Annotated in this window: 15 protein-coding genes and 1 pseudogene; 9 read left to right on the top strand and 7 right to left on the bottom strand. The window is 54.3% G+C overall.

Annotated elements, in window-relative coordinates; all coding sequences use genetic code 11:
- The 7 genes and pseudogenes from F7R27_RS18180 to F7R27_RS18210 form a co-directional block, all read left to right on the top strand.
- A partial coding sequence (locus F7R27_RS18180) for an IS3 family transposase (RefSeq protein WP_151705697.1) occupies positions 1–97 on the top strand: 97 nt, incomplete at its 5' end.
- 32 nt (positions 98–129) lie between these two features.
- Positions 130–1,281, top strand: a pseudogene (locus F7R27_RS18185) (IS1380 family transposase); the annotation flags it as partial.
- Between the two features lie 352 nt (positions 1,282–1,633).
- On the top strand, positions 1,634–2,848 hold the full coding sequence (locus F7R27_RS18190; protein ID WP_151705698.1) for an aspartate aminotransferase family protein: 1,215 nt from the start codon (positions 1,634–1,636) through the stop codon (positions 2,846–2,848).
- A gap of 10 nt (positions 2,849–2,858) precedes the next feature.
- Positions 2,859–3,869, top strand: coding sequence for an arginine N-succinyltransferase (locus F7R27_RS18195; protein ID WP_168927556.1), 1,011 nt, complete (start codon positions 2,859–2,861; stop codon positions 3,867–3,869).
- Positions 3,856–4,905, top strand: a complete 1,050-nt coding sequence (astA, locus tag F7R27_RS18200; protein ID WP_151705700.1) for an arginine N-succinyltransferase — start codon at positions 3,856–3,858, stop codon at positions 4,903–4,905. The genes F7R27_RS18195 and astA overlap by 14 nt, the downstream gene beginning before the upstream one ends.
- Positions 4,898–6,361: a succinylglutamate-semialdehyde dehydrogenase gene (gene astD / locus F7R27_RS18205; RefSeq protein WP_151705701.1), complete on the top strand. Its 1,464-nt coding sequence runs from the start codon at positions 4,898–4,900 to the stop codon at positions 6,359–6,361. The genes astA and astD overlap by 8 nt, the downstream gene beginning before the upstream one ends.
- Before the next feature lie 167 nt (positions 6,362–6,528).
- On the top strand, positions 6,529–7,245 hold the full coding sequence (locus F7R27_RS18210) for a YebC/PmpR family DNA-binding transcriptional regulator (protein ID WP_151705702.1): 717 nt from the start codon (positions 6,529–6,531) through the stop codon (positions 7,243–7,245).
- A 93-nt stretch (positions 7,246–7,338) separates the two neighbouring features.
- Here the strand turns inward: F7R27_RS18210 and F7R27_RS18215 are convergent, their stop codons facing one another.
- The 6 genes from F7R27_RS18215 to F7R27_RS18240 all read right to left on the bottom strand — a co-directional run bounded on the left by F7R27_RS18215 (position 7,339) and on the right by F7R27_RS18240 (position 13,690).
- Positions 7,339–7,620 (bottom strand): peptidylprolyl isomerase, encoded by a 282-nt coding sequence (locus tag F7R27_RS18215; RefSeq protein WP_151705703.1) that lies wholly within the window; start codon positions 7,618–7,620, stop codon positions 7,339–7,341.
- Positions 7,621–7,705: 85 nt separating this feature from the next.
- Positions 7,706–9,343 carry an ABC transporter ATP-binding protein gene (locus F7R27_RS18220; protein WP_151705704.1) on the bottom strand — a complete coding sequence of 546 codons (1,638 nt, stop codon included), beginning with the start codon at positions 9,341–9,343 and terminating at the stop codon, positions 7,706–7,708.
- Complete coding sequence (locus tag F7R27_RS18225) at positions 9,336–10,163, bottom strand: ABC transporter permease (protein ID WP_151705705.1); 828 nt, start codon at positions 10,161–10,163, stop codon at positions 9,336–9,338. Before F7R27_RS18225 ends, F7R27_RS18220 begins: the two co-directional genes overlap by 8 nt.
- A gap of 10 nt (positions 10,164–10,173) precedes the next feature.
- Positions 10,174–11,133: an ABC transporter permease gene (locus tag F7R27_RS18230; RefSeq protein WP_151705706.1), complete on the bottom strand. Its 960-nt coding sequence runs from the start codon at positions 11,131–11,133 to the stop codon at positions 10,174–10,176.
- 20 nt (positions 11,134–11,153) lie between these two features.
- Positions 11,154–12,752, bottom strand: a complete 1,599-nt coding sequence (locus F7R27_RS18235; RefSeq protein ID WP_151705707.1) for an ABC transporter substrate-binding protein — start codon at positions 12,750–12,752, stop codon at positions 11,154–11,156.
- Between the two features lie 161 nt (positions 12,753–12,913).
- Positions 12,914–13,690 (bottom strand): HAD family hydrolase, encoded by a 777-nt coding sequence (locus tag F7R27_RS18240; RefSeq protein WP_151705708.1) that lies wholly within the window; start codon positions 13,688–13,690, stop codon positions 12,914–12,916.
- A 419-nt stretch (positions 13,691–14,109) separates the two neighbouring features.
- Between F7R27_RS18240 and F7R27_RS18245 the strand changes: the two genes are divergently transcribed.
- The gene (locus tag F7R27_RS18245; RefSeq protein WP_151705709.1) at positions 14,110–14,646 is read left to right on the top strand and encodes a DUF4426 domain-containing protein; all 537 of its coding nucleotides are present in this window, start codon (positions 14,110–14,112) and stop codon (positions 14,644–14,646) included.
- Positions 14,647–14,664: 18 nt separating this feature from the next.
- On the opposite strand, the gene F7R27_RS18250 is transcribed toward F7R27_RS18245, so the two are convergent.
- A complete protein-coding gene (locus F7R27_RS18250; RefSeq protein ID WP_151705710.1) occupies positions 14,665–15,618 on the bottom strand; it encodes an NmrA family NAD(P)-binding protein in 954 nt (317 codons plus the stop codon).
- Positions 15,619–15,647: 29 nt separating this feature from the next.
- On the opposite strand from F7R27_RS18250, the gene F7R27_RS18255 reads away from it, so the two are divergent.
- Positions 15,648–16,559, top strand: coding sequence for a LysR family transcriptional regulator (locus tag F7R27_RS18255; protein ID WP_151705711.1), 912 nt, complete (start codon positions 15,648–15,650; stop codon positions 16,557–16,559).

The raw sequence follows: 16,559 nt of genomic DNA on the forward strand, positions 1-16,559 counted from the left end.
GTACATAGAAGTGTTTTACAACCGGATGCGACTACACTCCAGCAATGATTACATGAGCCCTATGGACTACGAGTCAGAGCTACGAGAAGCCGCTTGAAAATGTGTCCGGAAAACTGTTGCCAGATCAATATTCGTACCTATGCGGGTCTCATGTGCTTGGGTAAAAGTGACTTTGAAGCGGTGGAGCAGACCCGTCATGATCCCTACTTCAAAGCCGCCATGGGGATTAAACAGTCACCCTCATCAGCCCGGCTGCGTCAGCGCTTTGATGAAGATGCAGCCAACTTACTACCACTGTTAAATGCGGCCAGTGTCGAGTTCTTACGCAACGCGAGCATCCCTTTAACAGGACTCTTAACAGGCCATATCCCCTTGGATATGGACGTGTTTCCAATGGATAACAGTGACACTAAAAAGGAAGGGGTTTCCTACACTTACAAAGGCCATGATGGCTATGCACCGATCGCCGCGTATTTAGGTCAGCAAGGCTGGTGCCTGGGTTGTGAGTTACGACCTGGCAGCCAGCATGCCAATGCTGAGTTTATCAGTGTGCTTAAGCGTGTCATTCCACGGGCTCGCCAGCTAACCGATCAACCGCTGCTCATCCGTCTCGACAGCGCGCATGATGCGCTTGAAAATCGAGTCTTTTTGAAAGCCCAAGACGTAGACTTCCTGATCAAATGGAACCCACGTAAGCAGGATGTTTGGCAATGGTACGATGAAGCCAATAGCCATGCTCAATGGCATCATTCACGGCCCGGTAAAATGGAAACCGTGTTCTCTCAGCAGTTGGATGATGCGGCCAATACACGTCGCGTTGTAAAGGTCACCGTCAGACACTCCGATGCAAAGGGCCAGTTGTTTCTGGAGCCTGAGATCAGCTTGGATGGCTGGCTAACTTCATTGCCTTCGGATGTGGCAGATAACGCGACGATCATCAAACTCTATAAAGGGCACGCGCTGTGTGAGCAGTTCCATAGCGAGTTCAAGACTGACCTTGATCTGGAGCGACTGCCGTCAGGGAAGTTTGCTACCAATGATCTTGTCATGAGCTTTGCTATGATGGCCTATAACATCTTACGTTGGATCGGTTTACGAGGCTTGATGCAATCCGACTCACCTGTGCGTCACTCAGCAAAACGTCGCCGATTGAAAACAGTGATGCAAGAGCTGATGTATCTGGCCTGCCGACTCGTGAAAAGCAGTAGACAACTGACCTTGAAGTTTGGCTTTCATTGCCCAGGATTTAGCGCATTCAAGCGCGTTTATCACATGACCTGACAGCTCCGCTCCGATAGCTGAGCACTCTTAACATGGCGAACAGTCAGGTTCCTGCGTACCTAACGGGTAACAATTGACTAAATATCATCCAGTCAAAAGCCCTTTATCTGGCGATGTATCAGTTGAATGCGATGAAAATGTACATCTGTACGAATAGAATCGATTGTTAAAGAGCGTGAAAATAGTGATGGCTCCGATCTGTGATCTTAAGCGATACTCGTCACTGATTCAGGTAATAAATCATTGAAAATTCAGCCCCTGCCGCATTTCCAAAATTCGCTGTCGCGTTTTTGAAACGTATTCTGAACCTTAAAGGGATACACTTTGGTCAACAAAAACAAGGCTGGAAATTATGAATACTACACATCCCGATCGTTCCGTCTTCGACCAGGTTATGGTTCCCAATTACGCTCCGGTCCAGGTTATCCCTGTCAAAGGCCGTGGTTCACGTGTCTGGGATCAGCAGGATAAAGAGTATGTTGACCTTGCCGGTGGTATCGCGGTCAATGCGCTGGGCCACTGTCACCCAGAACTCGTTGCCGCTCTCAAGGAGCAGGCCGACCAGCTCTGGCATCTGTCCAACGTTTACACTAATGAACCCGCGCTGCGGCTTGCACAACAGATCTGCGATCTGACCTTTGCTGAGCGCGTATTCTTTGCCAACTCCGGTGGTGAAGCCAACGAAGCTGCACTGAAACTGGCTCGCCGCCATGCCTGGAACAAGGCAGGTGAAGCCAAGCATGAGATTCTGTCGACCTATGGTTCTTTCCATGGCCGTACACTGTTTACCGTAACAGCCGGTGGTCAGGAGAAGTACACCGAAGGTTTCCGCCCAGCACCCGGCGGTATCAGCCATGTGCCCTATAACGATATTGCGGCACTGGAAGCTGCGTTCAGCGACAAGGTGTGCGGGTTTATTGTTGAGCCTGTACAGGGTGAAGGTGGCGTACGCCCAGCCGATAAGGAATACCTTGAAGCAGCACGTCGCCTTTGTGATAAGCATGATGCCCTGCTGATTTTTGATGAAGTACAGACAGGTGTCGGCCGCTCCGGGAAGCTCTACTCCTATATGACCTATGGTGTGGTGCCGGATGTACTGACTACTGCCAAGTCTCTCGGTGGTGGCTTCCCGGTAGCAGCGATGCTGACGACTGCCAAAATTGCAGAAAGCCTGGCATTTGGTACTCATGGTTCAACCTATGGCGGCAACCCACTGGCCTGCGCAGTAGCCAGCAAGGTGCTGGAGATTATCAGCCAGCCAGCGGTACTGGAGGGTGTGAACTCTCGCCATGAGCAGATCCGTCAGGGACTTGATGCCATCAATGCGCGTCATAATATCTTCACAGAGATTCGTGGCCAAGGGCTGCTGATCGGTGCAGAACTGACAGAGGCCTGGCATGGCAAGGCCAAGGACTTCATGGCTGCCGCGATGGAAGAAGGTGTGATGATTCTGGTGGCTGGCCCCAACGTCTTGCGTCTGGCACCTTCACTGATCATCCCGGATGCTGATATTGCCGAAGCGATGCTCAGGCTCGAGCGTGCTGTCGCTAAAGTGGTTGCAGCCTGAGGTGCCGGATATGTGGCAAGTAAAACCAGTGACGGCGCAGGATCTTCCTGCGCTTGAATCACTGATGAACTTGAACCCTTTGCGCCTGAGCACACTGCCGACTGAGCGTGATCAGTTGGCAGAGCGTATTGCAGTTGCCGAGTCCGGTTTTGCCGGGCTCGACGACAAGGCAACGCTGCTGTTCGGGCTGCACGAAGATAACGGCAACATGGTTGGTGTCTGTGGCATACAACCCTACGCCGGTGCGGATGAGCCCTTCTACAGCTATCGCATCGATGAGCTGGTGCATGCCTCCAGGCATCTGAAGATACATCAGCGTCAGCCGGTGCTGTATCTGTCACACGAACTCACGGGGCTGACCAGCCTCTGCTCCTTCACGATGCTTGAAAAGCTGCGTTCAACCGCGGCGTTCGATCTGCTGACACGCTCACGCCTGATGTATATTGCCGCGCATCGTGAACACTTTGCCGATGAGTTGATCTGTGAAATTCAGGGGATCTGGGACGACCAAGGGCAGAGCATCTTCTGGAAAAGTGTCGGCGAGCTGTTCTTCGGTCTGGATTTCATCACTGCAGACAACCAGTGTGCGCTGCATGGCAAAACCATCATCGCCGAACTGCTGCCACCCTACCCCATCTACACCACACTGCTGCCCGAAGCTGTCCGTAAAGCGCTGGCCGAACCTCACCCACGCACTGAGCGCACAATTAAATGGCTGCAGCAGGAAGGTCTGGTGAAGTCCCGCTATATCGACCCCTTTGATGGTGGCCCCACCTATCGCGGCGAGATCTGCAAAATGAACTCAATCCGCGCGATACGCAACGTCAGTGGTGTACGCCAGCAAGATGGGCTCGACTCGCAGCAGTGGCTCGTCAGCCAGGGGCATGGTACCGATTTCATCTGCATGCTGGTTGAGGGCGCTCTGGTGGATGACATGCTGCTGAGCAGCACTCAGACGATCCTGTCCGATAATACACCGACTCTGGTGATGCCTCTGGAGCTTCAGCATGACATTGATTAGACCGATTGCAGAATCTGATCTCGATGCGCTGATCACCATGGCTCGCGAGTCTGGTGTCGGCGTGACCAGCCTGCCAGATAACCCTGAACTGATGGCACGCAAACTCAAACGTGCCGTGGCCTCCTTTCAGCAAAAACTGCCGCCGGAAGAGGCACACTACATCTTCGTGATGCAGGAAACACCCGACGGCCCGCCTGTCGGCCTGTGCGGCATAGAGGCCCGTATCGGCCGCGACGAGGTCTGGTACAACTATCGCCTCGGCGAAGTGATACAGGCGTCGGAAACGCTGGGAGTTTATCGCCGCACCCCGACCCTTTTCCTCAGCAACGATATGACTGGCGCAACCGAACTGGGATCACTCTATCTGCGCGAACTCAGCCGTCGTAACCGTAACGGCTCTGTGCTCTCGAAGTCGCGCTATATGTTTCTTGCGTCCTTCCCGAAGCTGTTCAGTGAACGCGTGATTGCAGAGATGCGTGGCTATTCTGATGCCAATGGCATCTCGCCCTTCTGGGAGGGGCTGGGCAAGAACTTCTTCAATATGAAGTTCAGCGATGCTGACTTCCTGACAGGCTCCGGCAACAAGGTGTTTATTGCCGAGTTGATGCCGAAATTCCCGATCTATGTGCCAATGCTGAACAAAGCGGCACAGGACGTGATCGGTGCGGTTCACCCACTGACACAGCCTGCACTGGCGATGCTCGAGAGCGAAGGCTTCCGTAAGAACGGCTTTGTCGACATCTTTGATGCCGGCCCCTCTGTCGAATGCGAACTGAGCCGCATCGATGGTGTTCGGCGCAGTGAACGACTGAACACACGCATCGTTGATCGCACCGAAACCGACAGCAGCGTTCGCCCGCAATGGTTGATCTGCAACGAACGTTTTTCTGAATTCAGACTGATCAGTCTGCCCCATATTTATCGCGACGGCCCCGTGCTTGAGTTGACACAGGAACAGGCAGAGATGCTGCGTGTCAGCGCCGGTGACCCCGTTCGAATCATGAGCCTGAAACCCGAGGAGCCCCAGGATGGCTGAAACACATCTGATTAATGGACAGTGGCAATCCAGCACTGGCACCCCGTTCGAATCGCGCAACCCTGTCACTCAGGAACTGCTCTGGAGTGGCCATGAGGCCGATCCCGACACGGTTGAACAGGCAATACTGGCTGCCAGTGCCGCATTCAGCCAATGGAAACGCACCCCACTGGATGAGCGCATCGCACTGGCGCAGCGTTTCAAGGCCGAGCTGGAAGCCAATCAGGAGATGCTTGCTGATGTGATCGGCAGTGAAACCGGCAAACCACTGTGGGAGTCTCGCACCGAGATTGCCGCAATGATCGGCAAGATTGATCTGTCGATCAAGGCCTATCATGAGCGCACCGGTGAGCATGCCTTCGAGATGCCGGGAGGGCAGCGTGTATTGCGCCATCGCCCGCATGGTGTCATGGCGGTATTCGGGCCATATAACTTCCCCGGCCACCTGCCTAATGGGCACATAGTTCCGGCACTGATTGCCGGTAATACCATCGTGTTCAAGCCGTCTGAACAGACGCCTAAAACGGCTGAGCAGACGCTGAAACTCTGGCTGAAGGCTGGGCTACCTGCGGGTGTCATCAACCTGATTCAGGGCGCACGCGTCACCGGTCAGGCACTGGCGCAGCACCCCAAGGTAAACGGTATTCTGTTTACCGGATCGGCGCTCACCGGGATGGCGATTCAATCAGCCATCAGTAGCCAGCCACATAAGATTCTGGCGCTGGAGATGGGTGGTAATAATCCGCTGATCATCGGCAGCGAGATCGATACCAAAGCGGCCCACTGGGCGGCACTGCAGTCAGCTTTCATCAGTGCCGGCCAGCGCTGCACCTGTGCGCGTCGCATGCTGGTCCCTGCTGGTCAGGCGGGCGATGAGTGGCTGGCAGGTTTTGTTGAGGCCACAGCGGCACTCACCATCGGTCGTTATGATCAGGAGCCCTCTCCTTTCATGGGTTCGGTGATCAACCCTGAAACCGGACGCAAACTGCAGGCCGCCTATGCCAACTGGATAAAGGCCGGTGGCAAGTCGCTGCTGGAGATGAAAGCGCTGGAGGGCAACGATGCGCTGTTGTCACCCGGCATCATCGACCTGACGGGCGTGAGTGTTGAAGATGAAGAGTTCTTCGGCCCCCTGCTGACGGTGCGTCGCTATCAGAGTTTCGATGAAGCACTGAGACTTGCCAACGATACCGGCTACGGTCTTTCAGCAGGTCTGCTCAGCCATAACGAGGCTGAATACAAGCAGTTCCTGGAAGAGATCAGAGCCGGTATCGTCAACTGGAACCAGCCTATCACGGGCGCCAGTTCAGCGATGCCTTTCGGCGGCACGGGCCTGAGCGGTAACTATCGCCCCAGCGCTTACTATGCAGCCGACTACTGCGCTTACCCGGTGGCATCACTGGAGCAGAAGGCGCTCAGCATGCCTGCGTCCCTGCCCCCTGGTATGACGCTCTGAATCACGTCTACCCTCTTGCAACACTCCTGCAGCCTTCTTACTGCTGCGGGAGTACCTGCACGGCAAGCACGCACTCCCGTGTTTGCCAAAACCCACACAGAGAATAGATTAGCCCACTGATTGCGAGTAGAATCAGTCCTTTTCCGACAACTGACAGGACTCCGGATATGGGTCGCGCTTACCAGAACCGCAAAGAATCAATGGCCAAAACGGCCGACGCCAAAACCAAGATCTACAGCAAATATGCCCGTGAAATCTATGTCTGTGCCAAATCAGGCGGAGTGGATCCTTCCGGCAACCTGAGCCTGCGTGGCCTGATGGACCGCGCCAAGAAGGATCAGGTGCCTGGGCATGTAATTGATAAGGCACTGGATAAAGCCAAAGGCGGTGGTGGTGAAGACTTCTCGGTAGCTCGCTACGAAGGCTTTGGCCCAGGCAACTGCATGGTGATTGTCGAGTGTCTGACAGACAACCCTAACCGTACCTTCGGTGACGTACGCCAGTGCTTCACCAAAACCAAGACCAAGATCGGTACATCTGGCAGCGTCAGCCACATGTTTGATCACTGCGTTATTCTCGCCTTCAAAGGGCATGATGAAGAGTCTGTGCTAGAAGCTCTGATGATGGCCGATGTCGATGTTACCGATATTGAAGATGAAGATGGCATGATCACCGTATTCGCGCCGCATACCGAATCCTTCAAAGCCAAACAGGCGCTGATTGAGGCCTTCGGCGAGATAGATTTCGAAGTCGATGCAATTCAGTTCCTGCCACAGACCACCACCGAGATCAGCGGCGACGACCTGCCCCTGTTCGAGCGTTTCCTCGATATGCTGAACGATCTGGACGATGTTCAGAACGTCTATCACAGCGCAGAGTACTGATCCTGATTCAGTCAGACCTCAGTTACTCAGGTAGATAAAGATAAGGTAGATAAAATACAGGCAGGTGAATCACCTGCCTGCTACCGCTATGTTTTAATCGGTCCGCTGAGTCACTTCCAGCAAATGGTAGCCGAACTGGGTTTTTACCGGCCCCTGCACTTCGTTGACTGGCGCACTGAATACAACCTTGTCGAACTCCGGAACCATCTGGCCCGGGCCAAAAGTGCCCAGATCGCCACCACTTCGGCCAGAGGGACACATGGAGTGCTCCTTTGCCAGTGCGGCAAAATCTTCACCCGCAGCAATTTTTGATTTCAGTTCGTTACAGGTTGCTTCATCTTGAACAAGAATATGACGTGCTGCAGCTTGTGCCATCCCGGTACTCTCACTTTTTAACAGAATTTATGGACCGGTAATCTTAACATATTGCTTAGGCTACCCACCAACCTCGGAACCGTCGTCAGTTCCCCTGGCTTGCCATGCGGCGGTTAGCCAAGGCTTCCTCCAGCCAGCCAACCCGCATCTGAGGCACCGATGCCAGCAGCAAATCGGTGTAGTCATCAAAGGGTGGCGAGAGAACCTGTTCGCGAGGTCCGTATCGCACCAGTTCCCCTTGGTACATCACGGCAATGGAATCCGCTATGGCCTTAACCGTGGCCAGGTCGTGGGTAATGAACAAGTAAGCGACGTTTTCAATTTCCTGTAATTTCAGCAGCAGCTTGAGAATACCGTCCGCCACCAGAGGGTCGAGGGCGCTGGTGACCTCATCACAGATGATCAGTTTGGGCTTGGCGGCCAGAGCACGGGCAATGCAGACACGCTGCTTTTGCCCTCCGGAAAGCTCCGCCGGGTAACGGTCGATAAAGCCTTCGCCCATCTCGATCTTGTCCAGCAGTTCATTGACGCGTTCACGCTTGGCTTTGCCCTTGAGACCGAAATAAAACTCCAGAGGACGACCGATAATGGTGCCAACGGTGTGCCGCGGGTTCATGGCAACATCAGCCATCTGGTAGATCATCTGCAGTTCCCGCAAGTCATCCTTGGTTCGTTGTTTCAGGGCGCGTGGCAGAGTTCGGCCCGCAAAATCGATCTGCCCCACCTTAGGCGGCAACAGGCCGGTAATGACGCGTGCCAGGGTTGATTTGCCCGAGCCCGATTCGCCCACCACGGCTAGCGTCTGGCCAGGGGATAGCTCCACCGATATATCCTTGAGCACAGGATCGGCGCTCTTGTTGTACGCCGCCGTGATATTACGCACAGACAATATCGGCGCTTCCTCGGGCGCTTTTGCCTGGTGGTTAATGCTGCGCACCGAAACCAGCGCCTTGGTGTATTCCTCTTGTGGATCTTCAATGATCTGCCGGGTCTCGCCGTATTCGACCAGCTCTCCGTTGCGCAGCACCATGATTTCATCGGAGACCTGGGCTACCACGGCCAGATCATGAGTGATGTAGAGCGCACCGACGCCTGTGTCCTGAATGGCGTCCTTGATCGCCGCCAGCACTTCAATCTGGGTGGTCACATCCAGCGCCGTGGTGGGCTCATCAAAGATAATCAGGTCCGGCTCCGGGCACAGCGCCATAGCCGTCATGGCGCGTTGCAACTGCCCGCCTGAGACCTGGTGTGGGTAGCGCTGCCCGAAGTTCTCCGGATCCGGCAAGCCCAGTTTGCGGAACAGCTTTACCGCACGGGCTACCGCTTCACTACGGCTGGCGAGGCCATGGAACAGAGTTGATTCGATCACCTGATCCATCAACCGATGGGCCGGGTTGAAGGCGGCAGCGGCAGACTGAGCCACATAGCACACCTCCCTGCCCCGAACGTTACGCAACGCCCCTTTGCTCAATTGCAGGATGTCCCGACCGTTGACCTTGACCTCGCCACCGGTAATACGCACACCCCCTCGACCGTAGCCGGCGGGTGATAAACCGATGGTGGATTTCCCGGCACCGGATTCCCCGATCAGGCCAAGCACCTTGCCGCGCGCCAGATCAAGGTCGATGCCCTTTACAATGGTGATGTCGTGCGGTTTTTCCCCTGGGGGGCGAATCGTCACTTCGATCTTCAGGTTGCGAATTTCCAGTAGAGGGTCAGCCACCGCGGCCTCCTTTCAAATCAGTTGTGCGCCGCAGTATCCAGTCGGCCACCAGGTTGACGGAAATCGCCAGCAGGGCAATGGCCCCCGCAGGAATCAGTGCCGCCGGCACCCCGAAAACGATGCCCTGGCGGTTTTCACGGACCATGCTGCCCCAGTCGGCTTCTGGCGGCTGTACACCCAGGCCAAGAAAAGACAGGGACGACAAAAACAGAACAGCAAAAATAAAGCGCAGCCCCAGCTCCGCCACCAAGGGCGACAGTGCATTGGGCAGGATCTCCCGGAAAACGATCCAGCTGTTGCCTTCACCACGCAGCCGTGCAACTTCAACAAAGTCCTGCACGTTCACATCCACGGCGACCGCCCGCGAGATGCGGTACACCCGGGTCGAATCCAGAATACCCATGACCAGAATCAGAACCAGCATGGTACTGGGCATGACCGACAGGACCACCAAGGCAAAGATCAGGGTGGGAATGGACATCAGGATATCCACACCACGGGACATGACCTGATCCATCCAGCCACCGAGCACGGCAGCAAGAATGCCGAGCACAGACCCCATGGTAAAGGCCAGCAAGGTTGCCAGAGAGGCAATCAGAATGGTTGTCTGGGCGCCATAGATCATCCGTGACAGCAGATCTCTGCCGAGGTTATCTGTGCCTAACAGAAACTGTGCCGAGCTTGGCTCCCACATATCGCCCACCACTTCAGACATGCCATAGGGCGCAATCCAAGGGGCGAAGATGGCCGCAAACAGGAACATGCCGGTCAATGCCGTGCCAAGCAGGGCCGTGATCGGTATGGTTCGTAAATATTTCATACCCGCTCCCTTATTTCGGATGCCGCAGACGCGGATTTGCCAGAATTGATACGATGTCGGCAACCATATTCAGGCCTATGTAGACCGCCGCAAAGATCAGGCCCACGGCCTGCACCACCGGCACGTCTCTTTTGGCCACATGGTCGATCAGATATTGCCCGAGGCCCGGGTAGACAAAGATCACCTCAATCACCACCACTCCGACCACCAGGAAGGCCAGATTCAACATGACCACATTGACCACGGGTGCCACCGAGTTGGGAAAGGCATGCCGCCAGATGATCTTGAGCCCGCCCAGACCTTTGAGCTCAGCAGTTTCCACGTAAGCTGACTGCATGACATTGAGGATCGCGGCCCGTGTCATGCGCATCATGTGGGCCAGAATGATCAGTGTCAGGGTGGCTGCAGGCAGGGCAATCGCCATCATCCGATCAGCGAAGGGCATGCCGTCGTAGACTGTGGAAACACTGGGAAACCAACCCAGCTTTACAGCGAAGAAATACATCAGCACATAGCCGACGAAGAACTCCGGCAGGGATATGGCCGTCAGTGTGGTGCCTGAAATAGCACGATCCGGCCAGCGATTCTGATACCGAACCGCCACCAGCCCCAGAATGATGGCCAAAGGCACCGCGACCAGGGCGGTCCAGAAAGCCAGGAATAAGGTATTCTGTGCACGGCCCCAGAGCGAGCTGGCAATGTCCCGATTATTCGACAGCGCCGTTCCCATATCCCCTTGGAGAATACCCCCTAACCAATTGAAGTAGCGGGTCACCGCAGGATCATCCAGTCCCATTTCCCGGCGCAGGTTCGCCAGAGCCTGGTCGGTCGCGCCCTGCCCCAAAATAGATTGAGCCACATCACCCGGCAGAATCTGAGTGCCCGCAAAGATCAGAATGGATACTAAAAATAACAGCAGAATGCCCAGCGCAATGCGCTGGGCTATCAACTTCAGAACCAACAAGTTCATTGAAGATCTCCCGGTTGATATCAGGCTGTCAGCCAGCACCGAGACAAGGCAAAACCGGACATCATTTCACCCATGGGGTGTGGATCCCAACCAACCACCTGATCGGTGGTCGCCTCTATGTAGTCATTGAACATAGGCAGAATCAGACCACCGTCATCACGCACCATCAACGCCATCTGGCGATACATATCGGAACGCTTGGCTTCATCCAGTTCGCCCCGTGCCTGTCGGGCCAGACGGTCGAAATCATCCCGGTAGAAGTTGGTGTCGTTCCAGTCCGCCGTTGAGATATAGGCCGTGGAATACATCTGATCCTGCGTCGGGCGGCCGCTCCAGTAGGAGGTACAGAACGGCTGGTTGTTCCAGACTTCCGACCAGTAACCATCGCCGGGCTCACGCCGGACTTCAATGTTAATGCCTGCCTTGGCGCAGGATTCCCGATACAACTGAGCGGCGTCAACCGCGCCTGGGAAGGCAACATCGGAGGTACGCAAAACGATCGGCCCGTCGTGACCCGAGCGATCATAATGGTACTTCGCACGATCGGGATCATACTCCCTCTGGGGAATACCTTCGGGGAACAGCGGATAGGCACTATTGATCGGGAAGTCATTGCCCACCGTGCCGTAGCCGCGCAAAATCCGGTTGACCATGTCTTCGCGGTCCATGGCGTATTTCAACGCCAGGCGCAGATCCTTGTTATCGAAAGGCGCCGTATCGCAATGCATCAGAAACACATAGTGAGCCCGGCCAGAAACGCTTTGCACCGTCACATGGGGAATACGCTCCACCATCTGCACAATACGCGGCTCAATACGGTTGGCGATATGTATCTGGCGACTTTGCAAGGCCGACGTTCGGGCCGTGGAATCATTGATCACCGTAATTTCAATTTCGTCGGCATGACCAAATTCATCCAGGTTCCAGTACTCACCAAATCGCACCGCCCGATGGCGGACACCTGGTTCAAACTCTGTCACCTTGTAGGGGCCAGTACCGATACCGGCATCAGGTGCATCCTTGCCGCCATTGGGCTGGATCATCAGATGGTAATCCGACAGCAGGAACGGCAGGTCGGCGTTCGGCTCGGTGGTGTTGATAACCACCTCGTACTTGCCGGTGGCTTTGATCGACTCGATTCCCCTCATGATCCCCAAGGCACCGGATTTGGAATCTTCATCGGAGTGACGTTCCAGTGTTGCGACAACGTCGGAAGCCTCCAGCTCCTTACCATTATGAAACAGTACGCCACGACGAATCTTGAACGTCCACTGCTTGGCGTCTGGCGAGGAACCGACCTCCTCCGCCAGACGTGGCACGAGTTGTCCGTCCGGAGACACGTTGGTCAAGGCCTCCCCCCAGGACTGCCCAAAAGAATGCTGAACTTGGCTGGTCCAGGAGGCCGGGTCGAGACTGTCCGTGGACTCCCCACCCTGCATCCCGGCTTTGAGTATGCCGCCCTTTTGCGGGCCAGCGGCCATCACCGCACCTGACAACATGGAGCCGGCGAAAGGGAGCGTCAATCCCAGTGCTGTTGCCCGACCGAGAAAATCCCGACGGGAAAGCCGGCCCTTGATAACCTGTTCACTTAAAAACTGAAGCTCGTTGGACTTCGACATTGCTCGCTTCCTCTTTCTTGTTTTTCTGGTTCGGACTCTGCTTGCCTGCCGTAAACCCTTACAGCTATCGGGCGATAAACAATGGCAGACAGGTGCCCGGCATGGTGATAGACACTCCTCTAGCGGAGGCTACCGGAATTGATTAACTGTTCGATGACAGCTCACAAACCGCTCGCCGGAATAGCTGTCACCTGAACTTCATCGTAATGACGGATAAACGCAGCCGCCAGGCCTAGATGATCACCACTCAGATGGGGCCCAGCGCAAACGCCTACACCTGCGCTCAGCCCAGCGGCGCGCCCCATTGCCATATCGCCGTTGGAATCACCGAAAATCAGGGTTCTTTCGGGTGCAACCTGAAGCTGACGACAGGCCTGCAAGGCCATATCCGGAAAGGGCTTTCCCCTGACCACGAGATCATGCCCGAGAATCACCGGAAAGAAACCGTGTACCCCAAGGTGTTCAAGTTGTCGACTGGCGCTTACTGTATTGTCTGAAGTCACCACCGCCATCTTTATATCGGCTTGGTGGCATGATGTCAGGAAACGGAGCAAGCCGCCGACCGGGGTTACATTGTTGGCCCAGTCAAAGCCCTCCTGCAGGAATTCCAGGCTCTCCCCTATCCATTGCGTACTGTCGTTCCAGGGGATATTTTGCTGATACAGGTGCAAGCCGACAATGGCCGCAATGTCGTCAATGGAACCGATGGTCAAGGGGCCTGTGGGGTCCCACAGACCGGTAGTCGGCTCCACACCCACCCACTGCCGCAATGTATCCCGATCCAACCTTACCGTCGCAGGAATACATTGCTCGACGCGATCCAGCAGAGCCTCAAACCAGCCCGTCCAGAGATCGCCGAAGTTCAATAGGGTGCCATCCTTATCGAACAGCACCGCATCAACATCAAATTGTGTTCTACCAATGGTAAGTACTGCCATGTTTCGCCTTTCTGGCAGAGGGGATTCTGCTTGTCACATCCAGATTTGCCCGCAACTTCACCTTGAGTGAACCGCGCCAAGCCTATAATTTTTATTTAATGCCCAATTTCTTAATTGGATGTCCAATTTTTTAATTGATCATCCAACTAATCTACCAAAATACTGACTAATGTCAAATCAGCCTGGAGGCTGGATGTGTTTCCTCATTACCGGGATGAAGTGACAGCAAAGCGCTAACACCGGTAGTAAAAATCCTGCGGGGTGCTGTCAGAGATCTGTGGGGTAACGCACCGACATGTGTTTTGTCATTTCTTAAGCTGGATGAATAGATAGCGCTTACGCACGTCTGCGATGAGTGGAGGTACGGTCCAAAAAGCGATACCGCCAAGTTCTGTACATCCCCGGGAGTAGAACACACCATGAACACCATACAAGAAAGCAAAGTCCGCAACGTCGTGTTGCCTGCCATACTAACCATGGCCCTCGCCGCTCTGCTGGTCGGCTGCGACAGATCCGACCAGTCCACCGACGTAGCCGCCAGCCAGATTAATATCGATCAGCACGAGGGGAGCGAACAGCCTCTTGGAGATGTCGCTGAGTTTGATGGTTATACGCTTCGGGCTAACCTTAGCCCTTCCGAACATCTGCCCGATGCCATGGCTCTAAAATATGGTATTGAAGCCGATGCCAACATATTCCTGCTCAACGTGGTAATTCTGGAAAATGGACAAGAACAGCAGCCAGCACCTGTAACGGGTGAAGTGAGCGCATCTTACGAAAGCCTGATCGGTCACACCACAAGCATCGACATGCGCGCAGTCGAGGAAAACGACCTCGTATCCTATGTCGGTACACTGGACACCAGCGGGCAGCGTGTTTTTAGATTCGCTATCGAGGCGCAGGTCGAAAACACCGACCAGCCACTGCAAATGAACTTCGAGGTGCAACTCCCCTAGCTCAAGCAGGAGACAGGCCTACCCTGCAGCCAGTGCATCAATCACCGTCTCAAGCTTCACGGACCCCGTACGGCACTCAGCGTTTGATCTATCATGGAAGGCTATATGGCCAGAGTTAATCCCTTGGGTCATTTCAATAAATCCGGAAATGGCCGCTGAAGAGAAACCTTGGCCAGCTATCGATAGCGCCCAGTCTGACTCCGGTATTGAGGCAGGCTGTATCGCTTTTCCGAGTGTCAGGGATAAGTGCTCCGCGATATCAATCGGGGAATATCTGGCGGGACCTTCCAGGTCGATAATTCGCACACCTTCCCAATTTTCACAGAGAGCTTCAGCCGCTATGCGGCCGATATCTGCTGTTGCGATCATCGGAAACTTTTGATTCAACGGCGAAAGAAAGCTGGGTAATTGATGCTGTTCTACAGCGATTTTAACCAGCGCCCCCCAGTTTTCCATAAAGTAGGCTGCACGCAGGAATATAACTGGTATTCCTGTACCGCTTAAAGACTCCTCAAGCATACGATTCATGGCGATCCAGCCTGTGCCATTTTGTTGCTCTGCACCGATTGATGAAAGGGCAACCAGCTTGGGCAACTTCGCGTTTGTCGCCGCGTCCGCAATGGAGCGAGCCATGGCTTCAGCCTGTGAAAAAAGCGTTTCTGACGAATATTGCGGGGGACTGACGATATAGGCACCGTCCGCATCAGAAAAGGCTTTGCATAAGCTGAAGTGGTCAGTTAAATCTGCCACAGCGACTTCGGCCCCGAGAACCGCCCACCTATCCGCCTGTGACTCATCTCTCACGACAACGCGCACACGTTTGCCGGCATTCAGTAATGTGTTAGCTGCAGCAGACCCTGTACGACCTGTAGCGCCTATCACAACATACAATTCGGTAGTGCTCATTATTCCTCTCCTGATTAAGAAACTTGATAGATCCAACAAGAGGAATGCTATACAGTCTACCTGCATATTAAAAATGCATGAGGATAATATCGGGCATGCAAAAAATGGATTTAAATGAGGTTGACCTGAACCTTCTCAAGCTGTTTGACGCACTGCTGAAAGAAGGCAGCGTCACTCGTGCTGGCGAACGATTAGGGCTTAGCCAACCTGCAGCGAGTCGAGGCTTAAGTCGATTACGCCGATTACTGAACGACAAGCTTCTGGTGCGAACAGCGAATGGATGGGAGTTAACGCCACGAGCGATAGCCTTGTCAGGATCGGTGACCAAACTGCTTGATGATGCACGAGCAATCGTTGCACCTTCCGAATTTCATCCAAGCACCGCATCAGGACAGTTCACCATTGCAACAGCGGACCACTTGGCCCTTCTGTTGATGCCTGAGCTGGTTTCTAAACTTGCGACGTTGGCGCCAGGGATTGATCTGGTCATACCTGCACCAGCGGGTGATAACGTAGGTTTAATTGCTCAGGGAGGCGCCGATCTGGCGATTGGCTCTTTTCAGGGGCTACCTGCAAGGTTTTACTGTCGGGCACTCTATGATGAAGATTTTGTCTGTGTCGTGCGCAAAAATCATCCGGTAATCACCGAACAACTGACTCTCGAAAACTTCGTATCGCTGTCGCACCTGTCCGTGATTATTACCGGGCAAGGAAGCAGTGCCGTGGATGACGCGTTAGCGCAACATGGACTCACGAGAAGAATTGCGGTACGCACCCCTCACTTTCTGGTTGCTCCCATGATCGTGGCCGAAAGTGATTTGATCCTATCCATTCCACGAAGATTGGCCCATCGAATGGCCAAGTCAGTCCCTATTGAAATACTCGAACTACCTATAAAAATACAGTCTTTCACGCCATCTATTATCTGGCATGAAAGGCAGCATTATGATCCTGCTAATGTATGGCTTCGCAACCAGATTGTAGAAATTGCCCGTGAACTAATATAG

Origin of the sequence: Nitrincola alkalilacustris (assembly GCF_008973755.1) — a bacterium.
Classification (GTDB): Bacteria; Pseudomonadota; Gammaproteobacteria; order Pseudomonadales; family Balneatricaceae; genus Nitrincola; species Nitrincola alkalilacustris.